Origin of the sequence: Specibacter sp. AOP5-B1-6 (assembly GCF_052376555.1) — a bacterium.
Classification (GTDB): Bacteria; Actinomycetota; Actinomycetes; order Actinomycetales; family Micrococcaceae; genus Specibacter.
Genome location: NZ_JBQSVT010000010.1, coordinates 1 through 16,993 on the forward strand (window position 1 = coordinate 1; position 16,993 = coordinate 16,993).

17 protein-coding genes are annotated in these 16,993 nt (G+C 64.5%); 4 read left to right on the forward strand and 13 right to left on the reverse strand.

What is annotated here, in order from left to right; translation table 11 throughout:
- Positions 1-49: 49 nt before the first annotated feature.
- The 4 genes from ACT3TS_RS06735 to ACT3TS_RS06750 form a co-directional block, all read right to left on the reverse strand.
- Positions 50-2,080, reverse strand: coding sequence for an ABC transporter ATP-binding protein (locus ACT3TS_RS06735; RefSeq protein ID WP_444530731.1), 2,031 nt, complete (start codon positions 2,078-2,080; stop codon positions 50-52).
- Positions 2,080-3,810, reverse strand: a complete 1,731-nt coding sequence (locus ACT3TS_RS06740; protein ID WP_444530732.1) for an ABC transporter ATP-binding protein — start codon at positions 3,808-3,810, stop codon at positions 2,080-2,082. The genes ACT3TS_RS06735 and ACT3TS_RS06740 overlap by 1 nt, the downstream gene beginning before the upstream one ends.
- A 120-nt stretch (positions 3,811-3,930) precedes the next feature.
- Positions 3,931-4,599: an NAD(P)-binding oxidoreductase gene (locus tag ACT3TS_RS06745; protein WP_444530733.1), complete on the reverse strand. Its 669-nt coding sequence runs from the start codon at positions 4,597-4,599 to the stop codon at positions 3,931-3,933.
- A 52-nt stretch (positions 4,600-4,651) separates the two neighbouring features.
- Positions 4,652-5,743: an NADH:flavin oxidoreductase/NADH oxidase gene (locus ACT3TS_RS06750; protein WP_444530734.1), complete on the reverse strand. Its 1,092-nt coding sequence runs from the start codon at positions 5,741-5,743 to the stop codon at positions 4,652-4,654.
- Positions 5,744-5,849: 106 nt separating this feature from the next.
- On the opposite strand from ACT3TS_RS06750, the gene ACT3TS_RS06755 reads away from it, so the two are divergent.
- Complete coding sequence (locus ACT3TS_RS06755; protein WP_444530735.1) at positions 5,850-6,161, forward strand: ArsR/SmtB family transcription factor; 312 nt, start codon at positions 5,850-5,852, stop codon at positions 6,159-6,161.
- Between the two features lie 98 nt (positions 6,162-6,259).
- Here the strand turns inward: ACT3TS_RS06755 and hutH are convergent, their stop codons facing one another.
- On the reverse strand, positions 6,260-7,831 hold the full coding sequence (gene hutH, locus ACT3TS_RS06760; RefSeq protein WP_444530736.1) for a histidine ammonia-lyase: 1,572 nt from the start codon (positions 7,829-7,831) through the stop codon (positions 6,260-6,262).
- A gap of 418 nt (positions 7,832-8,249) precedes the next feature.
- On the opposite strand from hutH, the gene ACT3TS_RS06765 reads away from it, so the two are divergent.
- Positions 8,250-9,218 carry a hypothetical protein gene (locus ACT3TS_RS06765; protein ID WP_444530737.1) on the forward strand — a complete coding sequence of 323 codons (969 nt, stop codon included), beginning with the start codon at positions 8,250-8,252 and terminating at the stop codon, positions 9,216-9,218.
- 139 nt (positions 9,219-9,357) lie between these two features.
- On the opposite strand, the gene ACT3TS_RS06770 is transcribed toward ACT3TS_RS06765, so the two are convergent.
- Complete coding sequence (locus ACT3TS_RS06770) at positions 9,358-10,215, reverse strand: IclR family transcriptional regulator (RefSeq protein WP_444530738.1); 858 nt, start codon at positions 10,213-10,215, stop codon at positions 9,358-9,360.
- A gap of 192 nt (positions 10,216-10,407) precedes the next feature.
- Between ACT3TS_RS06770 and ACT3TS_RS06775 the strand changes: the two genes are divergently transcribed.
- Entirely contained in the window at positions 10,408-11,847 is a 1,440-nt protein-coding gene (locus ACT3TS_RS06775) for an amino acid permease (RefSeq protein ID WP_444530739.1), read from the forward strand.
- A gap of 60 nt (positions 11,848-11,907) precedes the next feature.
- On the opposite strand, the gene ACT3TS_RS06780 is transcribed toward ACT3TS_RS06775, so the two are convergent.
- From ACT3TS_RS06780 to ACT3TS_RS06800, 5 genes are read right to left on the reverse strand one after another with little or no spacing between them, the layout of a single operon-like run.
- Positions 11,908-12,759 (reverse strand): spermidine synthase, encoded by an 852-nt coding sequence (locus ACT3TS_RS06780; protein ID WP_444530740.1) that lies wholly within the window; start codon positions 12,757-12,759, stop codon positions 11,908-11,910.
- Positions 12,759-13,259 carry a GNAT family N-acetyltransferase gene (locus ACT3TS_RS06785; RefSeq protein ID WP_444530741.1) on the reverse strand — a complete coding sequence of 167 codons (501 nt, stop codon included), beginning with the start codon at positions 13,257-13,259 and terminating at the stop codon, positions 12,759-12,761. The genes ACT3TS_RS06780 and ACT3TS_RS06785 overlap by 1 nt, the downstream gene beginning before the upstream one ends.
- The gene (locus ACT3TS_RS06790; RefSeq protein WP_444530742.1) at positions 13,256-13,948 is read right to left on the reverse strand and encodes an O-methyltransferase; all 693 of its coding nucleotides are present in this window, start codon (positions 13,946-13,948) and stop codon (positions 13,256-13,258) included. Before ACT3TS_RS06790 ends, ACT3TS_RS06785 begins: the two co-directional genes overlap by 4 nt.
- A gap of 54 nt (positions 13,949-14,002) precedes the next feature.
- Positions 14,003-14,614: a glycosyltransferase gene (locus ACT3TS_RS06795; RefSeq protein WP_444530743.1), complete on the reverse strand. Its 612-nt coding sequence runs from the start codon at positions 14,612-14,614 to the stop codon at positions 14,003-14,005.
- 12 nt (positions 14,615-14,626) lie between these two features.
- A complete protein-coding gene (locus ACT3TS_RS06800) occupies positions 14,627-14,959 on the reverse strand; it encodes a thiamine-binding protein (RefSeq protein WP_444530744.1) in 333 nt (110 codons plus the stop codon).
- Between the two features lie 134 nt (positions 14,960-15,093).
- On the opposite strand from ACT3TS_RS06800, the gene ACT3TS_RS06805 reads away from it, so the two are divergent.
- Positions 15,094-15,885, forward strand: coding sequence for a DUF5684 domain-containing protein (locus ACT3TS_RS06805; protein WP_444530745.1), 792 nt, complete (start codon positions 15,094-15,096; stop codon positions 15,883-15,885).
- On the opposite strand, the gene ACT3TS_RS06810 is transcribed toward ACT3TS_RS06805, so the two are convergent.
- Together ACT3TS_RS06810 and ACT3TS_RS06815 are read right to left on the reverse strand one after the other, a co-directional pair.
- Entirely contained in the window at positions 15,862-16,173 is a 312-nt protein-coding gene (locus tag ACT3TS_RS06810; protein WP_444530746.1) for an AzlD domain-containing protein, read from the reverse strand. The two genes, ACT3TS_RS06805 and ACT3TS_RS06810, sit on opposite strands and share 24 nt — an antisense overlap.
- Complete coding sequence (locus ACT3TS_RS06815) at positions 16,170-16,961, reverse strand: AzlC family ABC transporter permease (protein WP_444530747.1); 792 nt, start codon at positions 16,959-16,961, stop codon at positions 16,170-16,172. Before ACT3TS_RS06815 ends, ACT3TS_RS06810 begins: the two co-directional genes overlap by 4 nt.
- Between the last annotated feature and the right edge of the window lie 32 nt (positions 16,962-16,993).

A 16,993-nucleotide genomic window follows, 5' to 3' on the forward strand; every position in this document is an offset into this window, starting at 1 on the left:
GGTGGGATTGCGGCTCGGCCACCGTCCGTTCGCGGCCGAGCCGCGACCATCAGTGCACCTCGGCAGCGACCTCGTCGTCCAGGTCGTGGCCACCCTGGAATTGGGTCTTGTAGAGCCTGTAGTAGGCGCCGCGGCGGGCGAGGAGCTCCTCGTGCGTGCCGTGTTCGACGATGTCACCGTCCTCCATGACCAGGATGGCGTGGGCGTCGCGAATGGTGGAGAGCCTGTGCGCAATCACAAACGAGGTCCGGTCCGTGCGCAGTGCCGCCATGGCGTGTTGGACCAGCAGCTCCGTGCGGGTGTCCACCGAGGACGTGGCCTCGTCCAGGATCAACAGCGACGGCTGGGCAATGAAGGCGCGGGCGATGGTGAGCAGCTGCCGTTCACCGGCCGAGACCGTGCCGCCGTCGGCGTCGATCACCGTGTCGTAGCCGTCGGGCAGCTGCCGGACGAACCTGTCAACCATGGTGGCCTCGGCCGCCGCAACGATCTCCTCGTCGGTGGCGTCGAGGCGCCCGTAGCGGATGTTCTCGCGGATGGTGCCCTCAAACAACCAGGCGTCCTGGAGCACCATGCCAACCTGCGACCTGACCTGCTCGCGGGACAGCGCACGGGTGTCGACGCCGTCGAGCAGGATCCGCCCGCCGGTGACCTCGTAAAAGCGCATGACAAGGTTCACGAGCGTGGTCTTGCCGGCTCCGGTGGGACCGACAATGGCCACTGTCTGTCCCGGTTCCACCGTCAGGGACACGTCGTTGATGAGCGGGGTTTCCGGATCGTAGCTGAACGAGACGTCCTCAAAGCGCACGTGGCCGTCGGTCCGCTCGGGCAGCAGATCCGAGCCCTCCTCGGCTTCCTGCTCGTCGGCGTCGAGGATTTCAAAGGTCCGCTCAGCCGATGCCACGCCGGACTGGATCATGTTGGCAATGCCCGCCATCTCACCAATGGGCTGGGAGAATTCGCGCGAGTACTGGATGAACGCCGTAGCGTCGCCCAGGGTCATCCCGCCGGTTGCCACGCGCACGCCACCGACGACGGCGACCAGCACGTAGGAGAGGTAGGAGACGAACTGCATGGCCGGCATGATCATGCCGGAGACAAACTGTGCACCAAAGGAGGCCTTGAACAGGTGTTCGTTGCGCTCGTCAAACTCGGCCAACATCTCCTCGTCACGGCCGTAGGCGCGGACAAGTTCCAGCCCCGAGAACGTCTCCTCGATGTGGCCGTTGAGGGAACCTGTGTGCTTCCACTGCGCGGCAAAGAGCTTCTGCGAGCGCGTGCCGATCACACCGGCAATCACGGCCGAGAGCGGGAGCGCGATGAGCGCGATCAAGGCCAGCTGCCAGGACACGATGAACATCATCACGCCAATGCCAATGACTGTCAGGGCGGATTGCACCAGTTGCGAGAAAGCCTGTTGCAGGGCAGCCTGGATATTGTCGACGTCGTTCGTCACCCGGGACATCAAGTCCCCGCGCTGCCGGGTGTCGAAGTAGCCCAGCGGCAGCCGGTTGAGCTTGCGCTCAATGTCCTCGCGCAGGCGGAACACCACGCGCATGACCAGGGCGTTCAACAGGTAGCCCTGCAGCCACATGAGCGTCGAGGCAACCATGTACAGTGCCAGCACAATGACAATGAGCCGGCTCAGTTCAACAAAGTCGATGCCGGCGCCGGGAACAAGGTCCGCCTTCGCCAGCATGTCGGCAAATTGGTTGTTGCCGGCCGCCCGCTGCGCCTCCACCAGCGTCTCCAGCGGGACCCCCGCGGGCAGTTGCGAGCCAATCACGCCGTTGAAGATGACGTCCATGGCCGCACCGAGGATCTTCGGCGCAATGACTGTCAGGACCACCGAGGCGGCCACCAGGGCGATCACGACCGAGAACATGACACGCTCCGGGCGCACCAGGCCAACGAGCCGCTTCACCGAGGGCCAGAAATGCTCGGCTTTCTTGGCGGGCGCCCCGCCAAACATGTCCCCGTCAGACTCGGAGGGCTTGTACTCGGGGATGAGCTCCTCTTCAATGGCGTCGATCTCCGGCGCCTGCTGCGGGGACTCCGCGGACTTGCTCTTGCGCGCCATCAGGCGACTCCCTCAACGCTCAGCTGCGATTCAACAATTTCGCGGTACGTGTCATTTTCTTCCAGCAGGTCGTCATGCGTGCCGGCGCCCACGATTTCACCGTTGTCCAGCACAATGATGTGGTCGGCCTCCCGGATGGTTGAGATGCGCTGGGCCACGATGATCACTGTTGCACCCGTGGTGGCGGCATGCAGGGATTCCCGCAGCCGCTGGTCGGTGGCCACGTCAAGGGCCGAGAAGGAATCGTCGAACAGGAAGATCCGCGGACGCGAGGCCAGCGCCCGGGCGATGCACAGCCGCTGCCGCTGCCCGCCTGAAACGTTGGTGCCGCCCTGGGCGATGGGGGTGTCGAGCTGCTTGGGCTTCTCCCCCACAAAATCCTTTGCCTGGGCCACGCGCAGCGCCTCCCACAGCTCGTCGTCGTTGGCCTCGGGGCGGCCAAATTTCAGGTTGGAGGCCACGGTTCCCGAGAACAGGTACGGTTTCTGCGGCACCAACCCCACCAGTTTCGCCATTTGCGGCCGGCTGAGCTCGCTGACATCCACACCGCCAATGCGCACCGTGCCGTCCTGCGGGTCGAAAAGCCGCGGAATCAGGTTCAGCAGCGTGGACTTGCCCGAACCGGTTGAGCCGACGATCGCCGTCGTCTGTCCCTGGCGGGCGGTGAAGCTCACGTTGTTCAACACCGGGCGTTCGGCGCCGGGGTAACCAAAGGACACCGCTGAAAATTCGACGGCGTGGCTCTCGGGTGACGCTGTGCCCTTCGGGACGACGAGGCTGGGTTCCGCAGTCAGCACGTCGTCCAGGCGCTCGGCCGAGATGGCTGCGCGGGGAATCATCATGACCATGAATACACCCATCATCACGGCCACGAGGATCTGCAGGAGGTACTGCAGGAACGCCGTCAGCGAGCCGATCTGCATTTGTCCGGCATCCACGCGCTGGCCGCCAAACCACAGCACGGCGGCGGTGGCCAGGTGCAGGATCATCATGATCAGCGGGAACATGAGCACAAACAAGTTGCCCACCCGCACCGAAACGCGGGTCAGTTTCAGGTTGGCGTCGCGGTAGCGTTCGGCTTCGTACTTCTCTCGAACAAACGCCCGAATGACCCTGATGCCGACAATTTGTTCGCGCAGGACGCCGTTGACGGTGTCGATGCGGTCCTGCATTTCGCGGAACAGCGGCAGCAGCCGCACGACAAGGAAGCCGACCACAATGAACAGCAGCGGCACCGACACCCACAGCAGCCAGGACAGCCCCACGTCTTCGCGCAGGGCCATCACGATCCCGCCGATGCACATGATGGGGGTTGACACCATGAAATTCAGTGCCATCAGCACCAGCATCTGCACCTGCTGGACGTCGTTGGTGTTGCGTGTGATCAGCGTCGCCGTGCCGAACCGGCTGACGTCCAGGGCACCAAGGGCGTTGACCCGGTAGTACACCTCGCGGCGCAGGTCGCGTCCTATGGCCATGGCCGTGCGGGCACCAAAGTAGATGCCGCCAATTGCGGCGGCGACCTGCACAAAGCAAACAACAATCATGGTCACGCCCGTTGACCAGATGAAGTCGGTGTCACCCTTGGCGATGCCCTGGTCGATGATCTGGGCGTTGAGGCTGGGCAGGTACAGGGCCGCAAGGGTGGAAATGAGCTGCAGGACCAGGACGGCAACAACCCACGCCCAATAGGGCCGCGCATGGCTGATGGCCAGCCGAAAAAGTTTCACGGGGGAATCCGATTCGAATAGATGTTTGAAGTTTAGTTATCTTCGAACATTATGCACGCCCCGCCACGGTCTGGCAACAGTGAAAAACAGTTCCCCAATGGTTCTTTCGCCGCCCCGGTTTCAGAGGTGTTTTCGACCCTGCCGGAGCAGACCTGCCACGGCGTCCCGAACCGGCAAGTCGCCGTCGGTCAGTTCCACGATGGCCCGGTTCAGTTGTGGCTCCTGAAGCGCGGCGCCAAGGAAGGCCGCCACGTTGTCCCGCCGAACCACCCCGTACTCAATGGCCGGTCCCGCGGCGACAAATCCGTCCCCGGGATCATTGCTGAGCATTCCGGGCCGGACGATGAGCCAGTCGAGATTCGTGCGGGCCAAATACACGTCGGCCTGCTTCTTGACACGCATGTAGTGTTCATAGCCCGCACCCAGTCCCGCGTCCCGTTCCGACTCGGGAAAGGCCGAGACAAGGATGAACCGGGAAATTCCTGCAAGAACTGCAGCGTCCGCGGACTTCTCCAAGCCCTTGCCGTCGATCAGCGTTGTCTGGTCCACGCCCGTGCCGTGGGCCCCGGCGGAAAAGACCACGGCGTCATGCCCGCGCATCTTCTCCGCCAACTCCCCCACACTGTCCGCGATGAGGTCGCCCGGCACCGGTGTCGCCCCGGTGGCCCGGACCGCGTCCGCCTGTGCCGGGTTGCGGTGCATGCCGCTGGATTCGTCCCCGCGTGCGTGCAGGATGCCGGCCAGCCGTGCACCGACCCCGCCGGCCGCGCCAATCTGAAATACTCGCATTTTGTGCCTTCCGTCGTGAGGATGTGGATGTGCCCGCAGTTTGGGCTGCAGTTTAGACCGCGTAGTCGTACTGCGGAATGAAGCGGCCCCTGGCCCCCAGGGCGGACGCGGCGTTGTTGGCCCACGAGGCGTCACGCAACAGCGCCCGGCCGATGAATACGGCGTCGGCCGAGCCATTGGCCAGCAATTCCTGGGCAACTGCGGGATCAGCAATACGTCCGACGGCGGCCACCAACGTTCCGCTTGCGGCCCGCAACAGTGCGGCATTCCGGGTTTGGTAATCCTCGCGGTGCGGAATCTTGGCCGGCACCAAGGCTCCCGAGGAGGCATCGATCAAGTCCGCGCCATGCTCACGCGCCCAGCGCGAAAGCACGATTGAATCCTCCAGCTCCCACGCCTCCCTGCCATCGTCGACATACTCAGCCACCCAGTCGGTGGTGGAGATGCGCAGGAACATCGGCTTGTCCTCGGGCCAAACGCTGCGCACGGCGTCGAGCACCTCAAGGACAATGCGGGCCCGGTTTTCGAGGCTGCCACCATAGTTGTCTGTGCGGTTGTTGCTCAGTGGCGACAGGAAGGAATGCAGCAGGTAGCCATGGGCGGCGTGGATTTCCACCACTTCGTAGCCAGCTTCCTGCGCGCGCCGGGCCGCGTTCGCCCAGGCCGCAACCACGCCCTCGATGTCCGCCACGGTCATGGCGGCAGGTTCCGGATACCCCGGAAAGGCAATCGCACTGGGTCCGACGACGGGCCAGCCGCCCGCATCCGCGGCAACGGGGCCGCCGCCAAGCCACGGGCGCTCCATCGAAGCCTTGCGCCCGGCGTGGGCCAGCTGGATTCCGGGTACCGCCCCGGCATTCGCGATGGCGTTGGCCAGCCGCCGGTGGGCGGGGATCTGGGAATCGGCCCAGACTCCCAGATCGTAGGGCGAGATGCGCCCTTCGGGCAGCACGCCGGTGGCCTCCACCATGGCAAGTCCAACGCCGCCAGCGGCGCGGGCAGCGTAGTGAGCCAGATGGAAATCGTTGGGCGCTGCCACATCCGAACCATCGGAGACTGCCGAATAGGTGCACATCGGTGACATCCAGACGCGATTCGGGATGGTGGTGCCACGGACGGTCAGTGGCTCGAACAGCTCAGTCATGCGGGGGATCTCCCAAAAGTTGGCGCGTCATCTTCTTAGTACGTGGCCCATCGTAGTATGATGAAACTCGTACAAGCAAACGCCTCGCAAAGGAGCGCAACACACCATGGGTCCTGCACGCAGCCTTGAGCATCCCACGCCCGGGCAGATGAATCTGGACACCATCCTGTCCGCCCTGGCCGACCCGGTTCGACGCACGATCGTGGCGCAGCTGGCCGGCGGCCACGACGACCAGGCGTGCATCGAATTCGAGCTGCCGGTGAGCAAGTCCACCTCCACCCACCACTTCCGGGTGTTGCGCGAGGCCGGCGTGATCTCCCAGCAATATCAGGGGACGAAGATTCTCAACAGCCTCCGCACCACGGACTTGAGCGTGCGGTTCCCCGGGCTGCTCGACGCCGTCCTCGCGGCAGCCTGACCCGCGGCGGGGCCTACGCCTGCGAGGGGCCCCACCGTAATGGGCCCACACGCCCGAGGGCCCCGCCGCGAGGTACGAGCGGTGGGAGGGCGTGGGGACTAGTTCAGCGGACCTGTTGCCTGCTCGGCTGCGGCACGGATGGCGCCGGAGCCCACGAGGCGGTCGGCTTCCTCCAGCTCGGGCGAGAGGAACCTGTCCGAGCCCGGCCCCTGCACTGTCGCCCGAAGCACCTCGAGCACAGCCGCGCCAGCCGGGCCGGGGACCAGTTCGCCGTCGGACATGGCAGTGCGCATGTCAATGGCACGGGTTGCGGTGACCAATTCGATGGCGAGGACGCGGCGCAGATTTTCCACGGATCGGCGCAACTTGCGGGCGGCGTGCCAGCCCATGGACACGTGGTCCTCCTGCATGGCGGAGCTGGGGATGGAGTCAACGGAGGCGGGAACGGCCAGGCGCTTGGAGTCTGAGACGAGGCCGGCCTGCGTGTACTGGGCGATCATCAGGCCCGAGTCCACGCCGGGATCGCCGGCCAGGAAGGCGGGCAGGCCGTGCGAGCGGGCGGGGTCGAGCATGCGGTCGGTGCGGCGCTCGGCGATGGAGGCAACGTCCGCGGAAACGATCGCGAGGAAGTCCAGCACATAGGCCACCGGGGCGCCGTGGAAGTTGCCGTTGGAGGAGACCCGGCCATCAGGCAGCACCACGGGATTGTCGATCGCGGCGGCAAGCTCGCGGGTGGCAACCATGAGCGCGTGGTCAACGGTGTCGCGGGCAGCGCCGGCAACCTGGGGGGCGCAGCGCAGCGAATAGGCGTCCTGGACGCGGGAATCGCCCACCCGGTGCGAGGCCACGATGGGCGAATTGGCCAGCACGCGCAGCATGTTGTCGGCACTGGCGGCCTGGCCGGGATGCGGGCGCAGTTCCATGTGCAGTTCGGGCACGAACACCTGGTCGGTGCCCAGAAGGCCCTCGACGCTGAGCGCGGCGGTGATGTCCGCCGTCGTAAGCAGCATTTTCAGGTCGGCGATGGCCATCAGGAGCATGCCGAGCATCCCGTCGGTGCCGTTGACCAGCGCCAAACCCTCCTTTTCGGCGAGTTCGATGGGTGTGATGCCGGCGGCGGCGAGCAGTTCGGGGACGGGTTTTACAACGCCGTCGGGGCCGGCAGCTTCGCCCTCGCCCATGAGCACCAGCGCGCAGTGGGAGAGCGGTGCGAGGTCGCCGGAGCAGCCCAGCGAGCCGAATTCACGGACCACGGGTGTGATGCCGGCGTTGAGCACGTCCACCATGGTCTGCACAACCACGGGGCGCACGCCGGTCCGGCCGCTGGCCAGCGTCTTGGCGCGCAGGAACATCAGGGCACGCACCACCTCTCGCTCCACGGCCGGACCCATGCCGGCGGAGTGGCTGCGGATGAGCGATTTTTGCAGCTGGGTGCGCATGTCGGCCGGGATGTGCCGGTTGGCCAGCGCGCCGAACCCGGTGGAGATGCCGTAGGCAGGTGTTTCGGAGTGCGCCAGTTTCTCGATGTGTTCCCTGACCCGTTCGACGCCGGCCAGCGCCTCCGCGCTGATCACCACCTTGGCATCGTGGCGGGCGACGGCGATGACATCCTCGGGCGTGACGCCTGAGGAGGAAAGGGTGACTTCTTGGGACAGTACGGTGGCGGTCATGGTGGAATCCTTTGTGTTGCGGTGCTCTTGCCTCCCACTATTCCGCTTAACCGCACCGAATTCAGCACCATCCACGGCATGCTGTCCGGGATTCCAGACACGCTCCGCTTGGGCTCCATTTCCTCCAGCCCTCGACGCAACTACACATGTGGGGCATTGCCAGCCAACACCCGCACCGGCGGACGGGGGTAGTTGTTGCCCTGCGACCCCGTCGTGGACACTCCCAGCAAGGTCGGGGGTAGTTGTTGCCAAAAGCGGCCGGTAGACCGTGCGCATTTGGTAACAACTACCCCCGAATCGGCGGGTGGCTCCCGGATTGATCCCGTTGGTTCCTCCACAGCCCATGCACGTCCCCCCGCTATCCACATTCCGTCCGTTGGGCCTGTCACTCAAGAGCCCTTCGTCCCACGATGAGACGATGAGCAGCTTTCAAGTTCCACCTTTTATTACGCCGGCAAGTAAATTCGCCGACGAGGACTCAGCCCGACGGCTTGCCCGGCAAGCTGAGTCCGGAAAATTGAAGCGGGTTCGTCGGGGCCTTTACCTTCCCACAGAGGTTTGGGAAGCACTCAAACCCTGGGAAAAATATCGAGTCCACATTCAGGCTGTCCACGAATCCGCCGAAACCCCTCCCGTCTTTGCCCGTGAATCCGCGGCCCAGATCATGGGCCTGCCCGTCATCGGTGTCCCCGAGGATGTACAGACAGTTGTCCCGCCCGGCAAGAACGGCGGCCAAAGCAACCGCGGCGTCCGGCGTATCAGTGGCCTTGAAGGGGACCCTCCGCCCTGGCAGATGTTCGGCATGCTGCTGACGCCGCCGCCCCAAACCGCCCGGGACCTTGCCGTTCGCCTGCCTCTCACCGGAGCCTTGCCGTCCATGGATAAGCTCCTGCAGCAAAAATTGCTCGGTGACTACCCCATGGACCAGCAGCGCTTCTTCACTGCCGACGACGTAGTTGCAGCCAGCAGCGTGCTTCCCTACAGGACCCAGCGCCACCGTGTTGAGCGTGTGCTCAGCGTCGCCGACCCACTTTCCGGGTCGCCAGGCGAATCCTTCAGCCGGGCCATCATGATTGAACACGGATTCCCATCTCCCGCACTGCAGGTTCGATTCTCCGACAGCCGGGGATTCATCGGCCTGCCAGACTTTGATTGGGAGGAATACAAGACACTCGGCGAGTTCGACGGCTTCGAAAAGTATTCAGCCCAGAGATACCTGAGGGGAAAGACACCCTCCCAAGTCGTGGTGGAAGAGAAGAATCGTGAGGACAGGCTGCGCGCCAAAGGCTACAACGTGGTGCGGTGGGTTTGGGATGACCTGAAGGACAGCCGCAGGCTCGTGCGAATTCTCCATGAAGCCGGCTTGCCATCAAAAAAGACCGGCTGACATGACCCCGACACATCCAGCAAGCGTAGGGGTAGTGGTTGCCAAACGCGCCCGGTAGACCGGCGTCGCATGGTAACAACTACCCCGGAGCCGCTGCCGCTCCCCGGGCCGCTATCGCGGCCGGAGGAAAGGGCCGGAATTATCCTTCGCGGCGGCCGTAAATCCGCACAGACAGGTCCTGGGCGACTTTCTCCACGCGCCGGGCCAGGTCCGGCCACGTCTCAACCGGCACCTTTTCTTCCAAGAACGTGACGGCCACGGCAGCAACGGGCCAGCCGAGGTGGTCGGTGACGGCCGCGGCAACGGAACCAAAACCGTCGGTGACCTCACCATGCTCGGTGGAGTAGCCGCGGATCCGCACCTGGTCGAGGTGCGCGGACAGCGTTGAGTATTTGCCGATGGGGTCGGGCACTTCAGTGCGCGAACTGAACGCCGCAGCGTTCGGGTACAGGGCCCTGACCTGGGATTTTGGCAGGGCGGCCAGGATCGCACGGCCGCTGGCTGTGAGGTGGCTGGGCAGCCGCACCCCGACGTCGGTCACCAGGGAGGGTCGGTTCTTGGCCCGCTCTTCGACGATGTAGAGGACGTCGCGGCCGTGCATGACGGCCAAATGGGCGCTTTCACCCACCTTGTCCACCAGCGTGGCCAGCAACGGCCGGCCCAGGCGGGACAACGGCTCCTGCCGTGAGTAGGCGCTGCTGAGCTCAAAGGCGGCAACACCAAGTCCGTACCGCTGTTCTTCGTGGAGGTGCATGACAAAGCCGCTTTGCTCCATGACGCCGAGCAGGTGGTAAACACTGGAACGCGGAAGTTCCAGGGTTGTGGCAATGGTCGACGCCGCCAGCGGCCCCCGCTTGGACGACAGCAATTTCAAAATGCGCAGGGTGTTTTCCGCCGCCGGCACCTTGGACGGCGCTTTTGCAGCCCGCCGCGCAGCACCAGCGGGCGCAGCACCAGCGGGCGCAGCATCGGAGTGAGTCCGTTCAGGAATTGTCATGGCACCTCAGGATAGTTCCGGCATCGCAATCACCGTGCCCACACTATAGAATATTGCCGTCTGAAATACCGGATTCTGCGGGTGCAGCACCGCGAAAATGGCCAAAAGACACCCATAAGAGTGATCCCCGCCACCCAATGTGCGCCACATGTGGCGCAGTCCACCCGGCACGCAGTGTTAGAAAGCTCACGCATGAACTCCAAGGGACCTGTCCTGACCCGTGGCTTGAACGCCCGCCACATCCGCTTCATGGCGTTGGGTTCAGCCATCGGCACCGGCTTGTTCTATGGCTCTTCCAGTGCCATCCAAAAGGCCGGGCCGGCAGTTTTGCTGGCATACATCATTGCCGGCGCTGCAGTGTTCATGGTGATGCGGGCCTTGGGCGAACTCGCCGTCCGCCACCCCGTTTCGGGCTCGTTTGGCCAATACGCCAGCCGCTACCTCGGCCCCCTGGCGGGCTTCATCACGGGCTGGACCTATGTCTTTGAAATGGCCATTGTTGCCATTGCCGACGTCACGGCCTTCAGCATTTACATGGGCTTCTGGTTCCAGGACGTCCCGCGGTGGATCTGGGTGCTGGCCATCATCTTTTTCCTGGCCGCCATCAACCTGCTCAGCGTGAAGGTGTTTGGCGAACTGGAGTTTTGGTTCTCCCTGGTCAAGGTCTCGGCCATCATCGCCATGATCGCCGGCGGCGCGGCCATCATCGTCTTTGGCTTCCACATGGAAGGCGGCGAAGCCGTCCCGGGACTCGGGAACCTGGTGGACCATGGCGGCTTCATGCCCAACGGCTGGGTGGGGCTTTTGGCCGCGTTCGCCGTCGTCATGTTTGCCTTTGGCGGCATTGAAACCATCGGTGTAACGGCCGGCGAGGCAGCGAACCCGGGCAAGTCGATCCCCGCGGCGGTAAATACCGTCCCCCTGCGCATCCTGTTGTTTTACGTACTGACAATCGGCGTGCTCATGGCCTTGATCCCGTGGCAGGAAATCACCGGCGAGACCAGCCCGTTCGTGCAAATTTTCGATTCCCTGGGCATCCCCCTCGCCGCACACATCCTCAATGCCGTGGTCATCACCGCGGCGCTCTCCGCCGTCAACTCCGACATCTTTGGCGCCGGCCGGGTCCTGTTCGGGCTCTCCCAGCAGGGCCATGCGCCCGCTGTCTTCGGTAAAATCTCCCGCTCGGGCGTGCCGTGGATGACAGTTGTCCTTATGACAGGGGTGCTGCTGGTGGGCGTGGTCCTGAACGCCACCATCCCCGAGGACGTCTTCCTGCTCATCGCCTCGATCGCCACCTTTGCCACGGTGTGGGTGTGGCTGATGATCCTGGCCTCCCACGTGGCCATGAAGCGGCAGATCGCCCGCAAACAGCTGGCCCCGTCAGACTTCCCCGTTCCCCTCTGGCCCCTCGCCTCGATCCTGACCGGCGCGTTCATGCTGGGTGTGATCGTGCTGCTGGGCATCTACCCCGACACCCGGGTTGCCCTGTATGTCGGCGGCATTTGGCTGGTGCTGCTGGCCGTTGCGTTCAAGCTGTGGGTCCGCGGCAAGGGCCTGGACCGCGCCGTGCTGGTGGATGAATCAAGCGCTGCGGCAGCTGCCCAAAGTACGACGTCGGCCACCCGCCCCTGATTGCCGGCCCGCCTGCCGCCGGACTCACCCGACGTCGGCGCGACTAGGCGACCCGCGCGGCTAGGCGTCGGTCAGCACCACGGCGCTGCGCCCGAAGTCGCGGACCCTGGCGTCGTCCCAGAGCTGTGCCGGCATGGCGCCGCCGAGCAGTTTCCGCGGCAGGCCGGCACCGTCCCCCAGGGGTGCATCACTTCCGGCGATGATGATGTTGCCCGAGCGGCGGCCCTTGAGCATGGGCGGATCGGCGATGATGGCCGTGTGTTTGAAGGCCGCGGCGATCGTGGCAGATTCCCGGCGCGCCGTGGACAGGGACGGGGAGTCACCGCAGTTCACAACATAGGCACCGCCGGGCGCGAGCACCTTCCGTGCTGCCGCGGTGAACTCGGCAGTGGTCAGCGCGTGCGGTGTCTTGGCCCCGGCGAAGACGTCCCGGATGATCAAGTCGCGGCTGGCCTCGGTCAGTGATTCGGTGACCTGACGGGCCTCCCCGACCCGGATTTTCAGCAGGGGTGCGCGTGGCAGGTCAAACCAGTCACGGACATGGTTGGCCAGCTTGCCGTCAATCTCCACCACCACATTGCGGGAGTTTGGATAGGCCGCCACCAGGTAACGGGGCATGGAACAAGCGGCCCCACCGAGACTCAAGGTGCGCAGCTTCTCGGTGGAGGGCCAGCGATCTTCCACAAGCGCCACGATCCAGCGCATGTATTCAAACTCAAGACGCAGCGGATCCGCCAGGTCCACATGGGAACTTTGGACGCCGTTGAGCATGAGCAGCCAGCCGTTGGGGTTGTCGCCGTCGGGAATCAGCTCAGCCATGCCGGTGTCAGTTTGGAAGGTTCCCGCCACAGGTCCCTTGCCGGATGCCTCCGGTTCAAGAACCACATTCTTTGCTGGTCGCTTGCGGCCCATCAGGCACCCACACCCGTGCGGACCATCCGAACCTCGGGCAAGCTGCTCCACTGCGCCGGCATCAGCTTGCGCACACCGTCCAGGACAAAACCATTCCTTGCATAAAAGGCATGCGCCCGGGGGTTGTCTTCAAGGACCCACAGGCAGGCGGCCTGTTTGCCGATCACAGCGTCGAGGAGCAGCTGCCCGGCGCCGCTGCCGTGAACCCGTGCGAGGGTGTAAATCAGCCCCAGTTCGACCGGTGCGGGCGCATCGGCGTCACGCGCAGGACCGGCGGCGGCCACCCCGACCAAGCCTTCGTCGTCGCATGCCAACATGGGAATATGCCCGGCGGCGATTCCCTTGCGAAGGGTCTCCACCCGTCCGGGCAGTGTCTCCCTGCGCATGGCGAAAAATTCCGGTGGCAGGTGCCGGCCGTACGCTTCCTCGTGGCAGTGCAGGTGCAGGCGCATCACGTCCTCGGCGTCGTCGGCGGTGGCGGGGCGCAGAAGAATAGTCACTCCCCCAGAGTAGCCGAGCCCTGCCGCACGACGGCGATCGCGAACCCGTCCCAGCCCTTCGACCCGGCGGTCTGGATTGCGGTTGCGTCCAACAACGGGCTGGCGCCCATGAATTCCAGCGCGGCCCGGATGGCGCCGGCGTCGGGGTCGGCATCCGGGTCCAGGATGGTGCCTTCCCAAATCACGTTGTCCATGACGATCACACTGCCGGGCCGGGTAAGTTTCAGCGCCCATTTCAGGTAGTTCACGTTGTTCGACTTGTCGGCGTCGATGAAGACAAAGTCGTACGGTTCTCCGCCAAGCAGCGTGGGCAGTGTGTCCAGTGCCGCCCCCACACGAATGTCGACCATGGATCCAACGCCTGCCACATCGAGATTGCGCCTGGCCACGGCCGCGTGTTCGGGCAGGTATTCGCAGGTGGTGACGTGGCCGCCGTCGGGCATTCCGCGGGCCAGCCAGATGGTGCTGAAACCGGCCAGGGTGCCGATTTCCAGCACCCGCCGTGCGCCCTGGATCCGCACCAGCAGCATGAGCAGCTTCCCCGCAGTGGGTGCCACCTCGATCCGCGGCATGCCGGCGGCGTCGATGCTCTCGATCACGGCAGCCATTTCCGTCCCGCCCTGCACGAGCGTGGCGGACAAGAAATCCTCAACCTCCGCCCAACCGGGCCTGCGCTGATGCTCAACCATGAGCCCAGCGTAGGACGGTTTCGCCGGCTCCGACAGGGCTGAATTCGGCAGTGTTTAATCTTCCAGCGCGTCCAGAAGCAGGGCGGTGCTGGTGGCCGCGTCATGCGCGACCGCCAGACCCAGCTCCTGCGCGGCCATCGTGTAAGCCGGTGAGTCCAGAACGGTGGCGACAGCCCGGGCAATTTTTGGGGCGGCCGCACGACGCGACACTGTGATTCCGGCTCCGCGGGACGTCACCCGAACGGCGTTGTCCGCCTGGTCGCGTCCATGGTGGAGAAGGACCAGCGGCAACCCGGCAGCAAGTGCCTTGACCACGGTGCCGTGGCCGCCGTGGGTGATGACAAGGTCGGCGTGCCGCATGATCTCGCTGTGCGGTGCGGAGGCCAGCACCGAAACATTGGCCGGAACACGGAGCTGATCCACCCGTACCGCCGGGCCCGTGGTGACTATGCCCCGCACGGGAAGGGTTCCGAGCGCGTCAGTGATCCGTTGCAGGCACTCCACCTGATTTTGGAAGGTCGAGGACATGGCGACCAGCACCAGCGGCCGTGCTCCGGCCGGTTCGGTCCATTCCCCGTCGGCGGCCCAGTCCAGCCAGGCTGCCGATGACCACCTTTGAAGATCCCGGGCCCGGGCCACGCAGCCGGCCTTCAGCGCATCGGACACGTTCGACGCCGGTCAGTCACCAAGCGTGTCGAGCGCACCTTCCAGCCTGGCCACCTTGCCACTGAGTTCACCGGTGTGGCCGGGTCGAATGTCGGCCTTCAGAACCAGCGAGACCCGGGAACCATAGCGGGCCACAGCCTCCGTGGCGCGCTTCACGACGTCCATGACCTCATCCCATTCGCCCTCAATTTCGGTGAACATGGAACTTGTGTTGTTGGGCAGCCCCGACTCGCGGACAACCTTTACCGCTGCGGCGACGGCTGTGTGGACGGAAGCGTCGTCGCCTGTTCCGGCGGGTGCGTCCGTGGGTGTTCCGCTGGGTGCCACTGAAAATGCCACGATCATGATGGTCTCCTCTTATTATGCTGACTGATTGTTGGCTGATTCTTGACTGGGTTCAGGCCCAGCCGCGGTGCTTCTTCCATTATGGGCAGTTCACCCCATTGGGTTATGCCCATGGGTGCAGATAACGTTGACCCATGCTTTCTTCCCTTATTGCCCTGCCCCGCCCTTTGGGGCTTCCCCTTAACAGCTACGACGACAATTACTATGGGGACCCCTCCTACGGCGACAGCACCATGGACCCTTCCGCCACCATGGGTTTGTTTGCCGTCATCATGGGCATCTATGCCCTCATATTCGTGGTTATCTGGCTGGCCAGCGGCTTCGCCTGGGCGGGTCTTTTTGGCAAGGCAGGCCACCCGAAATGGGCCGCTTTTGTGCCTTTCTACAACACCTGGATCATGGTGAAGATTGCGGGCCGGCCCGAGTCAAGCTTTTGGCTTCAATTCATTCCTTATGCCGGAATCTATTGGACGATCATCACCATCAATGACCTTGCCAAGTCGTTCGGCAAGGACACTGCCTACACGGTTGGCCTGATATTCGTCCCCATCGTGTTTGCTGCAATGCTCTCCTACGGCCAGGCCAAGTACCTGGGCCCGGCCTACGTCTCTCCCGAGCAGAAGATGTACGCCCAGCAGTACGGCCAGCCATATGCCCAGCAGCAATACGGACAGCAGGCATACGGACAGCAGCAGTACGGGCAGGACCCCAACGCACAGTACGGCCAACAGTTCCAAGGTCAGCAGCCGCAAAGCTACGGCCAGCCGCCTGCACCTCCCGCCGGGCAGACCCAATACAATCAGCCCCAGTACGGCCAGCAGGACCCGAACGCACAGTACGGCCAGCCGCAACAAGGTCAGCAGCCACAGTACGGCCAGCAGGATCCCAACGCACAGTACGGCTCAGGGCCAGCCCAGCAGCCGTAATCCGGCGGCGGCCGCGGCGCCGGCAAGGACCACCACCAAAAAAGGTGCCTTGAACCAGAGCGCAATCGCGGCCGCCACCAAGGCGCCAATGCGCGCATCCAGCACCACGGATGTGCCGCTTGCCGCCGCATTGACAATGGTCAGCGACGCCAGAAGCCCGATGGTCAGGGTCCCAGCCACCCGCGACATCCGCGGATTCGCCAAGACCTTCGCGGGCACCAGGTAGCCCAGCAGTTTTGTTGCGTACCCAATCACGGCAGCCACCAGCAGCCAAACCCACATGCTCATGCGTTCTCCCCCTCAATACCGGCCGCGTCAGACCTGGCAGCCTCAGCACCGGCGGCGTCGTTCCGGTAAGGATCAATGTCGGGTTCCATGCCGTCATCCACATGGCCGGGCGCATGGTCGGGGGTCCCGCCGCGCCGGAACCAGCCGATCAGCCCCGCCACCAGCGCCGCGACCAGGATGGGCACCCCCGGCGGCACCAACGGCACCGCCAGCAGGGTCACCACGGCGCAGACCACGGCGATCGCCGCGGGCTGGAAGGCCTTGATCCGCGGCCAAAGCAACCCCAGGAATGCCGCCACCGCGGCCCCGTCGAGCCCCCACTGCTTGGGATCGCCCAAGGCGTCGCCAAGCACGGCCCCGACGGCAGTCATGATGTTCCACAGCACGAAGATCCCAACGCCGGCCACCCAGAACCCGCGCTTTTGTTCGTCCGGATCCGTTTGGCCGGTGGCCGTTGCCGTCGATTCGTCAATGGTGACGTGGGCGGCAGCAAAACGACGCCAGCCCGTGGGGCGCAGCAGCGCGTTCAACTGCATGCCGTAAACGCCGTTGCGGATGCCCAACAGCGCTGAGGCACTCATGGCAGCCACACCGGTGCCGCCGGCGGCAACCACTCCGATGAACGCAAATTGCGAACCTCCGCTGAACAGCAGCAGGCTCAGCACCATCGTCTGCCAAAACGTCAGGCCCGACGCCACTGAGAGCGCACCAAAGGACACCCCGTACAGGCCGGTGGCGATGGCGATCGAGGCGCCAATTTTGGCGGCCGGTGAATCCTTAAGTTTCATTTCCCCGTGTTTTCATGCGATTTCCCGGCAGG